Source organism: Peribacillus simplex (genome assembly GCF_900156045.1).
Lineage (GTDB): Bacteria > Bacillota > Bacilli > Bacillales > DSM-1321 > Peribacillus > Peribacillus simplex_D.
Genome location: NZ_FTMX01000003.1, coordinates 394803 through 413587 on the forward strand (window position 1 = coordinate 394803; position 18785 = coordinate 413587).

Genomic DNA, 18785 nt, shown 5'->3' on the forward strand with positions numbered 1-18785 from the left:
CTTATTTTGTGCCGAATAAACGATCTCCCGCGTCTCCAAGACCTGGAACGATATACCCGTGTTCATTCAGTTTTTCGTCAAGACCTGCAATATAAATATCAACATCAGGATGGGCTTCTTTTAATGCTTCTACACCCTCTGGAGCTGCAATCAAACACATGAATTTAATATTGACTGCACCGCGCTTTTTAATGGAATGGATCGCTTCGATGGCTGATCCGCCAGTGGCTAACATCGGGTCAACGACAATGCATTCCCTTTCTGCCAAATCGCTAGGCATTTTCGCATAATACTCAACCGGTTTCAATGTCTCAGGATCACGGTAAAGTCCAACATGTCCGACCTTTGCAGCAGGAATCAGCTTAATGATCCCGTCCACCATCCCTATGCCTGCACGTAAAATCGGGACGATACCCACTTTTTTACCAGAAAGCATTTTCACTTTCGCTGTGCTAACAGGCGTTTGGATTTCCACTTCTTCCAGCGGCATATCCCTCGTGATTTCAAATGCCATCAATGATGCAACTTCATCCACTAGTTCACGGAATTCTTTTGTTCCTGTATTTATATCACGTATATAGGCTAATTTGTGTTGAATTAACGGGTGATCGAAAACATAAACTTTTCCCATTTAGCATCTCTCCAATTCCATTGCTTAGTTTTGCGCTTTTTTATGATTTCCCTAATCGAATAGAAAAATTTTCGTGTCTTTTAAAATTCACTTCAACCTATTTTACAGAAAAATGTTTCAATCTTCAATAAAGGTTTAGATGTCAGACCTATTTTCACTATTCGGATTCTTCTAATACCGGCCTTCCATAAGATACAAAAAAACCGCACCCTTTAAAGGGAGCGGCTACGATATTACAATGAAGGATATAATTCAAATTTGTTCGCTAATGATTCAACACGCTGTTTTGCTTCTTCAAGTTTAGCTGTGTCTTCATTATTTTTCAAAACAAGTCCAATGATTGCAGCTATTTCATCCATGTCTTCCAATCCGAAGCCACGTGATGTCACCGCCGCAGTCCCAATGCGTATACCGCTGGTAACGAATGGTTTTTCCGGGTCATAAGGAATCGCATTTTTGTTCACGGTAATACCGATTTCATCCAAAACATGTTCTGCGATTTTTCCCGTTAATCCAGTAGAACGCACATCAAGAAGAATCAAGTGATTGTCCGTTCCATCAGAAACAAGGGTGAAGCCTTCTTTCTTCAAACCTTCGCCCAAACGTTTAGCATTATCGATGATTTGTTGTGCATATACTTTAAATTCATCTTGAAGCGCTTCGCCGAATGCAACAGCCTTTGCAGATATAACATGCATCAACGGACCGCCTTGAATTCCAGGGAAGATGGATTTATCAATCTTCTTACCGAATTCTTCTTTACAGATGATCATCCCTCCGCGTGGTCCGCGAAGTGTTTTATGAGTGGTTGTCGTTACAAAGTCAGCATAAGGAATCGGGCTTTGATGTAATCCAGCCGCAACTAAACCTGCAATATGCGCCATATCGACCATTAAATAAGCCCCGACTTCATCTGCAATTTCACGGAATCGCTTGAAGTCAATTTCCCGTGGATATGCACTTGCACCCGCAACGATCAATTTCGGTTTGTGCTGACGCGCTTTTTCCAATACATCATTGTAATCGATACGGTGATCTTTTTCGTCTACACCATATTCAACAAAATTGTAGTTAACACCACTGAAGTTAACTGGACTTCCATGTGTTAAGTGACCTCCATGCGAAAGGTTCATCCCAAGCACTGTGTCTCCAGTTTGAAGAACAGTAAAGTAAACGGCCATGTTGGCTTGAGCTCCAGAGTGGGGCTGTACGTTCACATACTCCCCTCCGAAAATTTCTTTCGCACGCTCACGTGCTAGATCTTCAACGATGTCTACATACTCACATCCGCCATAGTAACGTTTTCCAGGGTATCCTTCTGCATACTTATTAGTTAAGACCGATCCTTGTGCTTCCATGACAGCTTCACTCACGAAGTTTTCAGAAGCAATAAGCTCAATTTTACTTCTTTGACGCCCTAATTCCAGTTGAATTGCGTTAAACACTTGCTCATCTTGCTTTGCTAAACGATTCATTCCGTAATTCCTCCTCAAATTGTGCGTGATTCGCTTTTTAGTATTTATGTGCAACATGCCTTCAAAAAAGCATGAAAAAGCCTTACCAATAGTTATTAGAAAATTCTACTCCATTTTAACATGTCTAATTTAGAAGTGATAGTCTAATTTTATCGAACGTTAAATGTTTTTTTATTTAAAAACGTTCGTATTTAACATCGAAATTCTGCTAAATAGCTCTTTAACCCTATATTTCATAAGCAAAATCACCATTCTATCAGCACTATAAAGTAATGTTTTTTTTGTGAACCTTATCTTGGGCTTTACGATTTCGCTTGCATTCAATTAAAATACAGCATTCCCCATCCGAGAAATGCTGTCCCACTTACCCATTAAGTACAACTCTTGTTATCAGAAATGTCCTGATAAACGGCCCGCTCCCCGCCAATCAGTTTCGGACGTGTTTTTGCCATGGTCACATGTGCATGTCCTATTTCTTTAATGGCAGAGCGAATCGGAACCGCCACATGCTTCAGATGCATGCCAATGAAGGTATCCCCAATGTCAATCCCCGCATCCGCTTTAATATGCTCGACGACGACAGCATCTTTCCATTGCTGATAGGCAAACGTCGCCATCGATCCCCCAGCTGTTCTTACAGGTACAACCGAAACTTCTTCATAATCATATCGAACCGCGGCTTCCCTTTGTAAAACCAAGGCCCTGTTTAGATGCTCACAACATTGATATGCAACTTGAACACCCGTTTTCCCTTGAAAATCCCTGACTACGGAAAAAATCATCCCTGCGACATCGAGCGTCCCTTCAGTACCGATCCTTTTCCCGATCACTTCACTTGTACTGCAGCCGATCACCAGTAGCTGTTTCTCTTTTAAAGCTGTCTGTTCTTGAAACTCATGCAAAAGTTCCCGAAACTGGTTTTCCCAAATCTCAAGCTCATTTGAAAATGTAGTATCACTTGTCATGAAAACGCATCCTTTCAATAAAAAAACTTGCTATCGGAAGAAAAGGGTTCTCTCTAAAAAACCATAAGAATTAGCTATGTTTACCTTCATACTCCGCAATCTTACCGATCCTGTTTTGATGACGCCCGCCTTCAAATTCCGAAGTCAGCCATGTTTGTGCAATTTCCCTGGCCAGACCCGGGCCAATGACACGTTCCCCCATCGCTAACATATTTGTATCATTATGCTGGCGTGTCAATTTCGCACTATAGACATCATGAACCAATGCACATCGTATTCCTTTGACTTTATTGGCAGCAATGCTCATTCCAATTCCAGTTCCACAGATTAAAATGCCCCGATCGAACTCACCCCGCGCCACTTTTTCAGCAACCGGCAAGGCATAATCAGGATAATCCACCGACGTACTGCATTCACAGCCAAAGTCCTCAAACGGAATCTGTAACTCATTCAATAAATTCTTTATTTCTTCACGGATATGTATACCACCATGATCCGAAGCAATCGCAACTTTCATCATAATCCTCCTCTAGCTTTTTCATTTGATTTTATTGTGTCACAAAATTATGAAAAGATAAAGGATGTCCATCCTTTTTCCCCGCAAAGAAGCAGGAAACCAACTTGGGCTTCCTGCAGTAAAATGTCAAGTGTGAAAGCGGGTAATGGTCCTGTTAACCCTAACCGCTTGCACTTAAAGTTCCATAGCCGATTTTTCGGCACTTTCCATGATTAGCGCTTGTTCGCTTGACGTAACCGTCACTTCCGCTCCAGCAGATGCTCATTCTGCAATGGCAGCCACTTCTTGGGACTGCCTTGGTCCTACACTTTGCATTGACGGTCAACAAGCTTAGTAATATCTTTTACTGCAGCGACCACATTATGTACCCCGTTTATTTTTTAAGCATTTTGACTAATTCTTCTATTAATTCCTGCAGCTCCCTGAACGTTTCCCGGTAAATGCCTTCAGAACCGCCAAACGGATCTATTATGTCTCTATCATATTTATCCCCAATAATGAATTCTTTTAAAGTAAAAGTCTTATCGATCATTTGGGGGTATGCACGGGTAATGACCGATTTATGCCCTTCCGTCATGGTGAAAATATGAGTCGCCCATTCCATTTCCTCCTTGGATAAGGGCGTTGAATGATGATTATGCACTATGTCATTTTCAACCAATACATTTTTAGCATGCATCGAAGCATCCTGACCTGATGAAGCATACACGCCTGCGGACTTCACTTCAACACCCGCAATATTCTTATTTTTCAATATCGCTTCTGCCATCGGGCTTCTGCATGTGTTTCCTGTACATACAAATAATACTCGGATCATTTTTAACGCCTCCTTTTTTATTCATTATAAGCTATCGCCCGTTTATTATAGTCAAAAAAATCACCCTCATTATGTCCGAAGAAAAATAAAAACCGTCCCAGTAAACGGAACAGTTGAGGAAGGAACGATATGAATTCAAGCGGATCAAAAAGAGAGTAATAATTTCAATCCAAACGCACACAGGATGCTTCCACCGAGAATCTCACTATACACGCCAAGCAAGCCCTGCATTTTTCTGCCCAGTAAAAGCCCAGCCCACGTTAATAGAGTGGCAGCAAACCCAAAACAAAGAACGGTTAAAATCGTTTTTGCACCGTAAATTCCCAGTGTCAATCCTACCGAGAAGCTATCCAGGCTTACCCCTAAGGCAAAAATGAATAGACCTTTCCCGACAGGAGCCAACATCTTATTATCCCTGGCACCAGCTCCATCCTTTTTACCAGGAATAAACATCTGTATACCAAGTATGATCAACAATAGACCGCCAGCATATGTAGCGAAGGTCCCGAATTTTTCTGAAATGAATCGGCCCGCCCCCATTCCAAGCAAGGGCATCCAAATATGAAAAATGCCTACTGTCAGCCCTATAAAAAGTATTTGCCTCAACCTTAGCTTAAACATCCCCATTCCAAGGCCAACTGAAAAGGCATCCATTCCCAACGCGAATGCCATCAGCAATAAGGTGATGATTTCTCCAGCAAATGTATTCATTCAAATCCCCCTCGGACGTGCCTACTACATGTTATGCATGTCCGAAAAGAAATAGAAGGATAAATCAGTCCTTATTACACATGTTCGTTGATGATTTGATGACCTGCAGCCTTCTCAAGCCGATTCATGACCGCAGCTCCTATTCCATGGTCAGGAAACATTTCACTAAAAATGATATCGACCTCCAGCTCGTCAAACTGTCTTAAAGCATCATATAAGCCTGTCGCAACAGTATGTAAATCCGCTAATGAACCTGGGACAACCACATAATCCGCCTTATAATCCTGTTGATGTTCATAAGCCGTTATGATGCCCACCTTTAACCCGTCAGTTCTTTTTTCATCCACAAGCTTCTGAAGGAAAGCTTGATTACCCTTGACTAAATATAGAGGGGCCTTCGGAGCATAGTGGGTATACTTCATGCCTGGGGCTTTTGGCGCCGCTTCCTTATTCTTCAATGCGACATCTTGCCTGACTTCACCTATTACCGCTTCCAGCTGTTCCAGGGTCACCCCGCCAGGCCTTAAAATAACAGGTACTTCCACAGTGCAATCAAGTACTGTGGATTCAACGCCCACACCTGTAGTCCCGCCATCGACTATGCCTGCAATCCGGCCCATCAAGTCATCTTCGACATGTTTTGCTGAAGTGGGGCTTGGTTTCCCAGAAGTATTTGCACTTGGAGCCGCAATGGGCAAATCACTTGCACGAATAAGACCTAGGGCAACCTGATGATCCGGCATCCTGACAGCCACCGTGTCCAATCCAGCTGTCACAAGGTTTGATAGCTGGCCCGGTTTTCGTTTCATGATCAAAGTCAAAGGACCCGGCCAAAATTCTGCCATTAGCTTCCTGGCCTGTTCCGGAATCTCTTCTACAATACCTGACAACTGTTCATCGGAGGCTATGTGAACGATTAAAGGATTATCACTCGGACGCCCCTTCGCTTCAAACACTTTTTTGACTGCCTCGTCATTTTTGGCATTCGCCCCCAGTCCATAAACGGTCTCTGTAGGAAAAGCCACCACTTGATTTGCCCTTAATAATTCAGCTGATTGTGTAATCTGGGGATAACTTTGTAAATTATCCACATTTTTATCCACTGACCAAATTTCTGTTTTCATCTTGAACACCATCGCCTTTTTAACGTTTCTTATTTTATATAATCGCTTTTATATGAAGGATATTCTCAAATTATTGTAATAAATTCACTTGAAGATACTTTGAAAGTATAAAAGAAGTATTCACATAATTCAAGCTTTATCCACAAATTGGGGATAACCACATCGAATCCGTGGATAAGTTTGTGGATATTAATGATTAATGACAGACTTTTTTGATTTTTTGTTAATAACCCTGTGGATATGTTTACAAAATTATCTGATTTTAATAAAAAGGGGGCATCTGCCCCCTTTTTTAAAATAGATCATTAAAGATTTCTGCAAATAGAGACTTCACTTCCACCTCAGGCTCCTTTTCCCCTTCATATAATTGTTGACCTTGTTTATTGGATGCCGCAAGTTCAACCTGATCTTCTTCAACATTCCCACCAACGACTTCCTCCGTCATTTGTTCCTTGTCTTTCACTTCTTTCACTTCTTCCTTTACTTCCGGCTCTGTAACCTCTTCTTTTACTTCCGGTACTTCTTTTACGCTCTCCTCGACTCCCTCTTCTTTAACTACTTCCTCGGGCCCATTTTGCTTTTCAACCGGCACTTCATCTTCAACTTCTTCCTCTGCAACAGGCTCACCCTCTTCATTTGTTGCAGCATACGCCTTCCCTCCAGAACTCAAGGATCCTTCACCCTCATCCTCGACAATCGGACTTTGACTTACAGCCGTTCCATTTGAAAAATCCAGGAAACATAATGGGGGAAATAGAACACACCACCAATTTGCGCCTTCCCCTTCCCCAAGCGTGATAATCACCGCTTCATAATCCCCTGCAGGATATAAATACTGTCCGTAGAGTTTTGTCGGAAATTCTGCTTGTCCAAAATCCACTTTAACTGACTGCTCCAAACCCTGTTCCTTTATAACTGCCTCAGCCGTCGCTTGGATATCCGGTAGATGCGAGGTGATCACATCCCTTGCCTCATCCAAAGAAGTAAGTTCCTCGACCCACTTTGTGATATCTTCATTTACCTCATCCCTAATCAAACGTTTAACCGCTTGATCCTTTTCTGCATCACTATTAGCAAGTATCCGCAGACGAATCGCCTCATCCGGGATCACCTTCGTAGCTTCTGCACCGACCATCTCCGCTTTAGGCATATATATACTTACGATCGTTCCTATAGTTAAGATTAATAGATAAATAATGGCTAAATGTTTAGTTTTCATCGCCTTCGCCCCCTCACATGAATTAGTCTCACCATTTTCCAGCTATCTTAAACTAGTAAAAATAAAAAAATTGATAGCTGGAATTATAGATTTCAAAAGATAATGAGGGTGGTTTCCATAAAAAAACCCGTCTCACATAGTAAGACGGATCACTTTAATATGGCGAAGACCATTCGATCTTTTTCATTAATGTCATTTATAATGGATACTTCTGCAGCAGGAAAGGTTCGCTTCAATAAATCGGCAACCGCCTCACCCTGTCCAGTGCCCACTTCAAATCCGATCAGCCCAGGCACCTTCATGATCTGAGGTAACTGCTCCATAAAGCGGCGGTAAAAATCCAGCCCATCGATACCGGCAAATAATGCACGATGCGGTTCATGACCTGTCACGACTACTGACATCGATTCATGATCATCATCTGGTATATATGGCGGATTCGATAATAGGACGTCCACCTTCTGGCTTATGTTTATGAAAGGCAAAAGCAAATCACCTTGAATGAACTCCACTTCGGCACCAAGTGATTCGGCATTTTTCCGCGCCACCTCAAGCGATGGTTCCGCTATGTCCGTGGCCGTCACCGACAAGTTTGATTTTTCAAGTTTCATGGTTATGGCGATTGCGCCGCTGCCAGTCCCAATATCAGCTAAACGAAGCTTCTGTCCCTCCACAAAAATGGCCGGGATTTTACGTAAAGCATAATAAATCAATTCTTCTGTTTCAGGTCTCGGTATGAGCACTTCTTCATTCACAAAGAAGGTCCGTCCATAAAATTCTTCGCTGCCGATTATATATTGAATGGGTGTTCCCTCAGCATGCAGCTCAATAGCGGCCTTAAATTGTCCAAAATCCGCTTCACTAAGGTCATCATGAAGGTTGGCGAGCATTTGGGAGCGAGTTTGTTTTAAAAAGTACTGTAACAGGATTTCCCCAGCATTGGCATCACGATCATTTTCCTTTAAAAAAGAAGAAGCCCATTTAAGGGCTTCAAACACTTTCACGGCAGAGTTACTCATCTGCATTTTCCAGCCTTGAAGATTGGTCTTCCATGATTAATGCATCAACGACTTCATCCAATTTACCTTCCATGATTTGATCCAGTTTTTGAATCGTTAAACCAATACGGTGGTCGGTAACGCGGTTTTGCGGGAAGTTATAAGTGCGAATCCTTTCGGATCGATCGCCCGTTCCAACGGCAAGCTTCCTATTTTGATCATATTCCGCCTGTACTTCGCGATGGATTTTATCGTACACCCTGGCACGCAAAACCTTCATCGCTTTTTCTTTGTTCTTGATTTGTGATTTTTCATCTTGACAGGATACAACCGTATTAGTCGGAATATGAGTCAAGCGCACCGCCGACATTGTCGTATTGACACTTTGACCTCCAGGGCCGCTTGATGCAAATGTATCGACACGAATATCCTTATCATGGATTTCAACTTCCACTTCCTCAGCTTCAGGTAAAACGGCAACAGTGGCTGTAGATGTATGAATCCGTCCGCCTGATTCAGTTTCAGGTACCCGCTGAACGCGATGCGCTCCATTTTCGAACTTCAATTTCGAATAAGCACCATTGCCATTAATCATGAATATGATTTCCTTGTAACCTCCAAGCCCTGTAGGACTTGCTTCAATGACTTCAGTCCGCCAACCCTGCACCTCGGCAAAACGGCTATACATTCGGTAAAGACTACCTGCAAATAAGGCTGCCTCATCTCCGCCTGCCGCTCCGCGGATTTCCATGATCACGTTTTTATCATCGTTAGGGTCCTTCGGAATAAGCAATATTTTCAGTTTATCCTCAAGGCCTTGTATGGTTTCATCAAGTTCATTGATCTCTTCTTTTACCATTTCCCGCATTTCCGCATCAAGTTTCTCGTCCAGCATCGCCTTCGCTTCCTGGAGTTGCTCACGAACCGCTTTATATTCTTTATAAGTCGATGCGGTCTCTTGAATGCTGGATTGCTCCTTAGAATATTCCCTTAGCTTCTTAGAATCATTAATGATCTCCGGGTCACTCAATAGTTCATTCAATCTTTCATATCTATCTTCTACTGCTTGTAAACGATCAAACAAATTATTCACCTCATAAATTTTCCAAAACATCTGAAACGAATTGGAAGTAATCCATCTTTTCTAACTATAAATAAGTAGCTCAGTGCCCCATCTCAGTTCACTTCTAGGTTAATTATAGTATAGGTGAATAATCAACGTCAAAGAGGTTTCAAAAATGTCGTTATTTCTTTAATTCGACATCTAAATTATATTGAGGCACAACCCTGTTTATCATGCCCTGTATTCGCTGCAATTCCTTTTTTCTTTCTTTTTCCGTCTTGATTTCACCTTTATCATGTACCGTAACATGTATGGTATTTCCATTAAACCAAACGGAGCCTGCCTCATAATTAGTTTCCGATTCAATGACTCCGCGGATTTCATCAATTTGCTGCCCCATGGATGGAGAATTATTGGATGTATGATGCGGTGTATTGAGGACCTGATCCGATGGCCGTTCCGCTTCATTGTCCCAATCCTTATTGGATACTTGATTTAAACCCTTCCCAACAAAATCCCTGCCATCACGGGATTGATCCCCATATTCCGAATCATTATTTATTGCATTGTCATTTTGGCCGCATGCCGTTAGTACAGCAAGCAGAAAGGCCGTCATAATAAGCAGTTTCGATTTCAAATCTTTTCCCTCCATTTTGACTGGTTAAGAAGAACCTTTCCCCGTTAGCCTGCCCAAAATGGGGAAATATTTATCTTTTATTTCCCTTCCATGTATTGGTGATGCACCCCCAGTTTTCCAACCCTTATAATTGTTCCCGACCATTTCTTCATAAAAAAAAGCACCCTACGATCGCAGTGGATCATAGGGCACCATCATTCAAATATGTTCTTTAACCCCAACAGCCTGCTTACCCGGAACTTCGTGATGATGGCGGCAGCGGGGCTCGTATGATTCCGATGCACCCACAAGGATGATCGGCTCATCATAGGAGGCCGGCTCCCCATCTATCAATCGCTGTGTCCTGCTCGCAGGTGATCCGCACACTTCACACACAGCCTGCAGCTTAGTCACCGATTCTGCAAGCGATAATAGAACAGGCATGGGACCGAATGGTTCACCTCTGAAATCTTGATCGAGTCCAGCCATGATCACTCGATAACCGCTGTCCGCAAGATGCTGGGCAACCCCGATAATTTCATGATCAAAAAATTGCACTTCATCTATTGCAATGATATCCAGGGGTTTGTCCAAATACTTAAAAATATCCGTTGAATGGGCAATCGGTTTTGCCATCACAGAAGAGCCATTATGTGATACGACAGCCTCTTCCGCATAGCGATTATCAATAGCTGGTTTAAATACCGCTATTTGCTCTTTAGCAAATTGAGCACGGCTGACTCGTTTAATCAATTCCTCAGATTTACCTGAAAACATGCTTCCGCAAATAAGCTCGATCCAGCCTGTTTGTTTCATTACATACATGGAAACAGCTACTCCCTTCCACCTGTCGATCCCTTGGCCATAATTGAAGTCGACCCGGCTTTATATAAATTCTTACTTGTTTATGGAAAAGAAAAAACAGGCAAGAAAAATACTTGCCTGTTTTTTAAAAATTCCGGCTTATTTAATACCGTATTTTTTGTTGAAACGATCAACACGTCCGCCAGCTTCAGCGAATTTTTGACGACCAGTATAGAATGGATGGCACTCTGAACAAGTCTCAACTTTGATCTCTTCTTTAACTGAACCAGTTTCAAAAGTGTTTCCGCAAGAGCAAATTACTTTTGAAAGCTTATAATTTGGATGAATTCCAGTTTTCATTCTTTTCAGCTCCTTATGCCCTGAATCATTCGAAACAGAGTTATATACTTCAAGTTGAGGGAAAAACACCCTCACATTTATTGTAAAAACACATGAACTCATTATAACAACTTAAGACTAGTTGTGCAACTGTTTGTTTCTTACAGGGTTTAAGAACGTTTTACGCTCGCTGGCCCCTTTTTCATTTCTGACATCTCTTCATCCAGCTTACTGAAAAATTCTTCATTACCTTTTGTCTGTTTTAGACGGCGAAGGAATTTCTCCGAGAAATCAGGTGAATCTGACATCGTTTTCCTAATGGCCCATAGTTTATCCAGGCGATCTTTCGGAATTAACAATTCTTCTTTACGAGTGCCTGAGCGACGAATATCGATTGCCGGGAAGATGCGTCTTTCGGCAAGGGCACGATCTAAATGCAGCTCCATATTGCCCGTACCTTTAAATTCTTCATAAATGACATCGTCCATTCTTGAACCCGTATCCACCAACGCTGTAGCTAGGATCGTCAGGCTGCCGCCTTCCTCTATATTCCTCGCCGCACCGAAAAAGCGTTTTGGGCGGTGGAATGCAGCAGGGTCAATCCCCCCTGACAGCGTACGTCCGCTTGGCGGAATGACAAGGTTGTAAGCACGGGCAAGTCGAGTGATGCTGTCCATTAAAATGATGACATCCCGTTTATGCTCAACAAGGCGCATGGCTCGTTCTAATACCAGCTCAGCCACCTTGATATGGTTTTCCGGCACTTCATCGAAAGTCGAACTTACCACGTCTCCTGCGACGGAACGTTCAATGTCTGTCACTTCTTCCGGGCGTTCATCGATCAACAGCACAATCAATTCCGATTCGGGATGGTTTGTGGTTATCGCATTGGCAATTTCCTTGATGAGCATCGTTTTACCAGCTTTTGGCGGTGCGACAATCAGACCACGCTGCCCAAAACCGACCGGTGCCAGGACATCCATAATCCTGGTCGATAAGTTCTTCGGTGTCGTTTCCAGTTTAATTTGCCTGTTTGGATACAGCGGTGTTAAACCTGGAAAGTGGACACGCTCTTTAGCTGATTCCGGATTATCGCCATTGACTGCTTCGACATGCAGCAATCCATAATAGCGCTCGTTTTCTTTAGGAGGCCTTACCTTACCGGAGACTTTATCTCCATTTCGCAAATCGAACCTGCGGATCTGTGAAGCAGAAATATAAATATCCTCCGAGCTTGGAGAATAATTAATTGGACGCAGGAAACCGAAGCCCTCTGAAGGTATGATCTCTAAAACGCCCTCCATGAATAGGAGACCATCCTGCTCAGCTTGTGCTTTCAGGATAGCGAAAATAAGTTCCTTTTTTGAAAGTTTGCTGTAATAGGAAACTTTATATTCACGGGCGTGCTCATATAGATCCTTTAGTTTCATGTTTTCTAAATTAGAAATAGTTAAATTCATTATGACACCACACTTTTATTAATTAAACGTTTTCACCCATACTGAAAAAGAATTGGTTTGTTAGATGGAAGAAAAACCGCAATCCATGTACCCGACCAGAGTTTTCTTAGAAAGGATGATACATTTTTACATGTAAAGAAGAAAATTATTTGAAGGCTTCTTGAAGTTTGGAGTGAAAGGGCAGATTTTAAATTATCAATAGTAGACCAAGCTTTATTTTACTTTTTTTATTTTAATTATTCAACTTAAATTTTTTTAAAGAGAAAGCGAGCGATTAAACCGCTCGCTTTTTAAAAGTGATTTTTCTAAAAAACGCTATCAGTCAATCAAACCATTCGGTTTAATCTTAAGACTGTGACGCCCATCAATGAATCGAACGGTACCAGATTTAGCACGCATGACCACGGATTGGGTTTCACCGTAATGGCCTTTGAATTGTACACCGCGTAAAAGTTCTCCATCAGTCACACCTGTTGCAGCAAAAATTGCGTCATCTCCGCGAACAAGGTCTTCCATTCTGAGGACTTTTCCTAAATCAAGGCCCATTTTTCCACAGCGTGCCACTTCTTCATCACTATGAGGAACGAGCTTACCCTGAATTTCCCCTCCAAGGCATTTCAAGGCAACGGCTGCAATAACTCCCTCTGGAGCACCGCCAGATCCGAATAGGATATCAACACCGGTAAGATCGAAGGCCGTATTTATGGCTCCTGCTACATCTCCATCGTTGATCAACTTGATACGTGCGCCCGCCTCACGAAGTTCATGAATGATCTTCGAATGACGATCACGGTTCAATACTGTGGCAACCACGTCTTGGATATCTTTATTCTTTGCCTTGGCTACCGCTTTCAGGTTGTCCAATACGGAAGCATTGATATCAATCTGACCAACAGCCTCGGGTCCGACAGCTATTTTATCCATATACATATCCGGGGCATGAAGCAAGTTCCCCTTATCGGCTATCGCCAATACAGCCAATGCATTCCAGCCGCCAGATGCAACGATGTTCGTTCCTTCCAAAGGATCGACCGCAACATCCACTAGCGGCCCAAGACCCGTACCAAGTTTTTCGCCAATATAAAGCATTGGCGCTTCATCCATTTCCCCTTCACCGATTACAACCGTTCCTTGCATGGGAATAGTATTGAAAACATCCCGCATTGCAGTCGTTGCTGCATCATCTGCTTCGTCTTTCTTTCCTCTTCCCATCCAACGAGCTGAATTCAGTGCCGCCGCCTCTGTTACGCGGACAAGCTCCATCGATAAACTTCTTTCCATTTCCGGTTCCCCCTCATGTACACTAGCATGATTTATTTATATATTAGTATAACACATTATATCATTTATAGTAACACAATGAGGTAACAAGAAAAGGGATCAGCTTTTAAGCTGCTCCACTTCTTCTTGCGTCATTTCTTCACGCCAAATCGTCGCTCCCAAACCTGAAAGTTTTTCAACAAGATGGCTATATCCGCGATCTATATGTTCAAGCCCGGTCACTTCCGTAATCCCTTCAGCCATTAAACCGGCAATTACAAGAGCTGCCCCGGCACGTAAATCGCTTGCCTTCACTTTTGCCCCATGAAGTTGGACAGGACCATCGACGATGGCTGCCCTGCCCTCGACTTTGATCTTCGCATTCATGCGTCGCAGTTCATCAATATGCTTGAATCGTGCCCCATATATCGTATCTGTCACCATGCTAGAACCGCTTGCTTTTGTTAAGAGGGAAGTGAAAGGTTGCTGAAGATCTGTTGGGAATCCAGGGTAAACCAATGTCTTGATATCAACGGATTTATATTTTTCACCCGGTGAGACAAATATCTGGTCATCACCCGCTTCAATATTAATCCCCATTTCCCTTAATTTGGCAGTCAGTGACTCCAAATGCTGGGGAATGACATTATCGATCAGAATCCCTTCACCAACAGCAGCGGCTAAAATCATGAAAGTACCGGCCTCAATCCGATCCGGTATGATCGTATGCTTGCACCCATGCAAACTTTCCACACCATCAATACGAATGATATCCGTTCCTGCACCCTTTATTTTCGCTCCCATATTGGTCAACAGTGTGGCAACATCGATGATTTCCGGTTCTTTTGCAGCGTTTTCAATCACAGTGCGGCCTTTGGCCAAAACGGCGGCAAGCATGATGTTGATCGTTGCCCCTACACTAACGACATCCAAATATATGCGTGCTCCACGGAGCTCGTCCGCCCTAAGGTAAATGGCTCCTTGTTCATTAGTCACTTGAGCGCCTAGTGCTTCGAACCCCTTAATATGCTGATCTATCGGACGGGGTCCTAAATGGCAGCCTCCAGGCAAGCCGATCACTGCCTTTTTGAATTTACCAAGCATTGCCCCCATCAAATAATAAGAGGCACGTAACTTCTTGACCCTTCCATTGGGAAGAGGCATTGAAATCATCCTGCTTGGGTTGACTGTCATTTCCCCTTCATCAAAGGATACCTCACCGCCAATTTCCTCCATCAACGCTTTCAGCATCTGTACATCCGAGATATCAGGCAAGCCTTCAATCGTTACGGGAGAATCCGCTAAAATTGTTGCCGGAATGAGGGCAACCGCACTATTTTTTGCTCCGCTGACACGAATGCTTCCCTTTAGAGGATAGCCACCGGCAATTTTAAGTTTTTCCATAATAAACTCCCTTCCACGCTAAGCACTTAGAAGCTACTTTCAAAAGTAATATTTTACCACAGGAAAATTGCATAATCCGACAACATTTACTATCTAGTTCTTTAGTTTACACAAAAGTAGAAAATTCATGTAAAAAAAAGATAAAAATTTCTAATTTATGTTAATTTTATTAAAAGGGTGCAATCTATAGCGACTTAGCGGCAAGGCATTATGCTTCAGTACGTGAATTCCAATCGTTCAAGAAAGCTTCAATCCCTTTATCCGTTAATGGGTGGTGGAATAATTGCATCAAAACTTTATAAGGGATCGTTGCAATATGTGCCCCTTTAAGAGCCGCTTCTGTAATATGCATCGGATGGCGGATGGAAGCTGCAATGATCTCAGCGTTGATATCATGGATAGCAAATATGTCAGCAATATCCGAAATTAAATCCAAACCATTTTGGCCGATGTCGTCCAAGCGTCCTAAAAATGGCGATACATAAGTTGCTCCAGCCCTAGCTGCCAATAAAGCTTGGTTGGCACTGAAAATAAGCGTGACATTAGTTTTGACGCCTTGTTTCGTAAGTGCTGAAACAGCCTTCAAGCCGTCTGGGGTCATTGGCACTTTAATCGTGATATTAGGTGCAATTGCAACGAGTTCCTTGGCTTCAGCCATCATTCCTTCAAAATCAAGCGCAATGACTTCAGCAGAAACGGATTCCTTAACAAGGCTTGTGATTTCTTTTAGCCGGTCATGGAAAGAAACTCCCTTTTCTCTTGCAACAAGGGACGGGTTAGTCGTAACACCTGCTAAAACGCCAAGTTCGTGCGCTTGTTTGATTTCTTCCATGTTTGCTGTATCTATAAAGAATTTCATAAAATATCCTCCGTATGTAATCGATTTTTTATTTCCCAATATGCCTCTGAATTCTAATTGTTCTAAAAATGGAGCCCGGATTCAGCCCTGCATCTAAAAGAAACCATTAGGGGGGAGCCCCCCAATGGGAATATTGCCTTTATCATCTTACATTTATAGGGATGGAACCCTTATGTTACGTTTCTAAATCATGCTTTGCCGTTTGAACCGAATTCACGAATTTTGCCGATGACAGTTTCTTTAATAGCTTCACGGCCAGGTACCATGTATTTACGAGGATCGTACACTTCAGAATCGCTATTCAAAATTTCACGAACCGCTTTTGTGAACACAATTTGATTTTCCGTATTCACATTGATTTTTGATGTTCCAAGAGAAATCGCTTTTTGGATATCTTTCGTAGGTATGCCTGTACCGCCATGAAGAACAAGAGGTTTGTTCGTTAAATCCCGTACTTCTTCCATTTCTTTATAGCCAAGGTTAGGTTCACCTTTGTATGGTCCGTGAACGGATCCCAAAGCTGGAGCAAAACAGTCGACATTCGTTTCTTTAACTAACTGTTCACATTCTTGAGGGTCTGCATATACGACTCCATCAGCGATTACATCATCTTCTTGTCCGCCAACCGTGCCCACTTCCGCTTCAACCGAAACATTCCGTGCGTGAGCGAATTCGACAACCTTCTTGGTTGTTTCGATATTTTCTTCGATCGGATGATGTGAAGCATCGATCATTACTGAAGTGAATCCGGCTTCGATAGCTTCCTTACATTTATCAAAACTTGAACCATGGTCAAGGTGAATCGCCACAGGAACAGTGATTTTCATGTCTTCCAACAACCCTTGAACCATCATGACAGTCGTTTTAAATCCACCCATATGGCGGGCAGCACCTTCGGAAACACCAAGGATGACTGGAGATTTTTCTTGTTCTGCAGCAGCTAAAATGGCTTGAGTCCATTCAAGGTTATTGATATTGAATTGACCTACTGCATATTTTTCATCAAGGGCTTTATTAAGCATATCTTTCATAGAAACTAAAGGCATTTGATTTCCTCCTACTAGTGGATGTTATGATTTTTAAAGATAATTCTTTCTAGATATTCCCTAAAACCAAAGTAGCATACGCTTATAAATCAGAATATCTCTCCTCTTTTAGCATATCAATACATCAAAAAAACAGCAACAATTACACTATTCCAAGCCTCAAATTTTATTCCAAAAAAACACGGCCCATCTAAAAAAAGATAGCCGCGGCAATTTTCCCGTCAATATTATTAAATTTTCAAGACCATTAACTTGATTGAATCGGTAAGTATTCTCGAACGGCCTTTCTAATATCATCAATATCAAACGGCTTTGCAAAGTGTGTCATTGCCCCTAAATCCTTTGCTTCCTGAATCATATCAAGTTCACCATATGCCGTCATGATTATGACCCGGATGTCCGGATCGACGACTTTCATCCTTTTCAAGATCTCGATGCCATCCATTCCTGGAATCTTCATATCCAGCAATACAAGATCAGGTGAATGATTATTTAGCACTTCCAAGGCTTGAATGCCATTAGCCGCTTGAAATGTTTCATACCCTTCTTTATGTAAAACCTCGTTCAATAAAATACGTATCCCGAATTGATCATCAACAATCAATATTTTCCCTGGCATTTTATCACCTCTCCCCTTCCCGATTCATCAATAAAATATATTAGCCTATTCGGCCATATTACCCGAAAAAGGGTAGTTACATAGATTGCGTCACTTGAGGTCCAACGCATTTATTCCATCATGATTTCTATGTTCTATTCGATAATTGTAACAAAATTCCTGCTATATGGCTAAAAGGAATTTTAATTTTTTTGTTTTTTCGACCGATTTAGTAAATTCAGCCTTTCCGGATCAAAAGCCCTGAAACCTGTCAATGCAAAGGAAAGTCCTTTATAATAAGTATATTATTTTTTAAAGGAGTCCCGGATCATGTTAAAAATTTTCTCGACACAGATAAGCGGTTTATTTAAAAAGATGATTGAAAATGAGGCCTTTGAAATGGAGGATGCCGGACGCTTGCTCGCTCAGGCTGCGGTTGGGGACGGTTCTGTGTTCATTCACGGTTTTGGTGAAATGCAGGGCGTCACTGCCGAGGCTTTGAATGGGGCAGAGCCCTTTCCCAAAGCAAAAACATATGAATTAGGGGAAACCATTTCCAAGGAAGATCGATTTCTTATATTCAGCCGCCATTCGGACGATTCGGAAGCATTGATGCTGGCAAAACAACTCAAGAAAAAAGATATACCATTTGTTGCAGTTTCTACATCCGTCCCTTCTGAGGAAGATTCTCTTTTGGAGTTGGCTGACGTTCATATTGATTTACGCATCCAACGGGGATTGATTCCCGACGAAACTGGAAATCGATATGGGTACCCTACCCTCATTGCCGCTCTTTTCGCTTATTATGGGATTAAATTCACTCTTGAAGAAATCATAAAAGAATATGAAGATGAAGAATGATATCTTCATCCTAAACAA

20 protein-coding genes are annotated in these 18785 nt (G+C 42.3%); 1 reads left to right on the forward strand and 19 read right to left on the reverse strand.

Annotation, left to right across the window (positions count from 1 at the left end):
* Position 1 precedes the first annotated feature (1 nt).
* The 19 genes from upp to BW986_RS13355 form a co-directional block, all read right to left on the reverse strand.
* Positions 2–631 carry a uracil phosphoribosyltransferase gene (gene upp / locus BW986_RS13265; protein WP_034315825.1) on the reverse strand — a complete coding sequence of 210 codons (630 nt, stop codon included), beginning with the start codon at positions 629–631 and terminating at the stop codon, positions 2–4.
* 233 nt (positions 632–864) lie between these two features.
* Positions 865–2106: a serine hydroxymethyltransferase gene (locus BW986_RS13270; protein ID WP_076368357.1), complete on the reverse strand. Its 1242-nt coding sequence runs from the start codon at positions 2104–2106 to the stop codon at positions 865–867.
* Positions 2107–2477: 371 nt separating this feature from the next.
* The gene (locus BW986_RS13275; RefSeq protein WP_076368358.1) at positions 2478–3071 is read right to left on the reverse strand and encodes a TIGR01440 family protein; all 594 of its coding nucleotides are present in this window, start codon (positions 3069–3071) and stop codon (positions 2478–2480) included.
* 70 nt (positions 3072–3141) lie between these two features.
* A complete protein-coding gene (gene rpiB, locus BW986_RS13280; protein WP_034315832.1) occupies positions 3142–3588 on the reverse strand; it encodes a ribose 5-phosphate isomerase B in 447 nt (148 codons plus the stop codon).
* A gap of 373 nt (positions 3589–3961) precedes the next feature.
* Positions 3962–4405, reverse strand: coding sequence for a low molecular weight protein arginine phosphatase (locus BW986_RS13285; RefSeq protein WP_076368359.1), 444 nt, complete (start codon positions 4403–4405; stop codon positions 3962–3964).
* A gap of 144 nt (positions 4406–4549) precedes the next feature.
* The gene (locus BW986_RS13290) at positions 4550–5116 is read right to left on the reverse strand and encodes a manganese efflux pump MntP (RefSeq protein WP_076368360.1); all 567 of its coding nucleotides are present in this window, start codon (positions 5114–5116) and stop codon (positions 4550–4552) included.
* Positions 5117–5190: 74 nt separating this feature from the next.
* Positions 5191–6240: an L-threonylcarbamoyladenylate synthase gene (locus BW986_RS13295; RefSeq protein WP_076368361.1), complete on the reverse strand. Its 1050-nt coding sequence runs from the start codon at positions 6238–6240 to the stop codon at positions 5191–5193.
* 292 nt (positions 6241–6532) lie between these two features.
* Positions 6533–7459 (reverse strand): stage II sporulation protein R, encoded by a 927-nt coding sequence (gene spoIIR / locus BW986_RS13300; protein WP_076368362.1) that lies wholly within the window; start codon positions 7457–7459, stop codon positions 6533–6535.
* Positions 7460–7608: 149 nt separating this feature from the next.
* On the reverse strand, positions 7609–8478 hold the full coding sequence (prmC, locus tag BW986_RS13305) for a peptide chain release factor N(5)-glutamine methyltransferase (RefSeq protein ID WP_311316557.1): 870 nt from the start codon (positions 8476–8478) through the stop codon (positions 7609–7611).
* Positions 8471–9541, reverse strand: a complete 1071-nt coding sequence (gene prfA, locus BW986_RS13310; RefSeq protein ID WP_076368363.1) for a peptide chain release factor 1 — start codon at positions 9539–9541, stop codon at positions 8471–8473. The genes prmC and prfA overlap by 8 nt, the downstream gene beginning before the upstream one ends.
* A gap of 160 nt (positions 9542–9701) precedes the next feature.
* Positions 9702–10157, reverse strand: coding sequence for a hypothetical protein (locus BW986_RS13315; RefSeq protein WP_076368364.1), 456 nt, complete (start codon positions 10155–10157; stop codon positions 9702–9704).
* Positions 10158–10355: 198 nt separating this feature from the next.
* Positions 10356–10961 (reverse strand): thymidine kinase, encoded by a 606-nt coding sequence (locus BW986_RS13320; protein WP_076368365.1) that lies wholly within the window; start codon positions 10959–10961, stop codon positions 10356–10358.
* Positions 10962–11099: 138 nt separating this feature from the next.
* The gene (gene rpmE, locus BW986_RS13325) at positions 11100–11300 is read right to left on the reverse strand and encodes a 50S ribosomal protein L31 (RefSeq protein ID WP_034315847.1); all 201 of its coding nucleotides are present in this window, start codon (positions 11298–11300) and stop codon (positions 11100–11102) included.
* A 149-nt stretch (positions 11301–11449) separates the two neighbouring features.
* Entirely contained in the window at positions 11450–12739 is a 1290-nt protein-coding gene (rho, locus tag BW986_RS13330; protein WP_034315849.1) for a transcription termination factor Rho, read from the reverse strand.
* Positions 12740–13057: 318 nt separating this feature from the next.
* Positions 13058–14020, reverse strand: coding sequence for a class II fructose-bisphosphatase (gene glpX, locus BW986_RS13335; protein WP_076368366.1), 963 nt, complete (start codon positions 14018–14020; stop codon positions 13058–13060).
* A 99-nt stretch (positions 14021–14119) separates the two neighbouring features.
* A complete protein-coding gene (locus BW986_RS13340; RefSeq protein WP_076368367.1) occupies positions 14120–15403 on the reverse strand; it encodes a UDP-N-acetylglucosamine 1-carboxyvinyltransferase in 1284 nt (427 codons plus the stop codon).
* Between the two features lie 208 nt (positions 15404–15611).
* Positions 15612–16262: a fructose-6-phosphate aldolase gene (gene fsa / locus BW986_RS13345; protein WP_034315855.1), complete on the reverse strand. Its 651-nt coding sequence runs from the start codon at positions 16260–16262 to the stop codon at positions 15612–15614.
* 188 nt (positions 16263–16450) lie between these two features.
* Positions 16451–17308 carry a class II fructose-bisphosphate aldolase gene (locus BW986_RS13350; RefSeq protein ID WP_076368368.1) on the reverse strand — a complete coding sequence of 286 codons (858 nt, stop codon included), beginning with the start codon at positions 17306–17308 and terminating at the stop codon, positions 16451–16453.
* Positions 17309–17555: 247 nt separating this feature from the next.
* Entirely contained in the window at positions 17556–17927 is a 372-nt protein-coding gene (locus BW986_RS13355; protein ID WP_034315860.1) for a response regulator, read from the reverse strand.
* Between the two features lie 309 nt (positions 17928–18236).
* Between BW986_RS13355 and BW986_RS13360 the strand changes: the two genes are divergently transcribed.
* A complete protein-coding gene (locus BW986_RS13360) occupies positions 18237–18767 on the forward strand; it encodes a DUF2529 domain-containing protein (protein ID WP_076368369.1) in 531 nt (176 codons plus the stop codon).
* Positions 18768–18785: the final 18 nt, after the last annotated feature.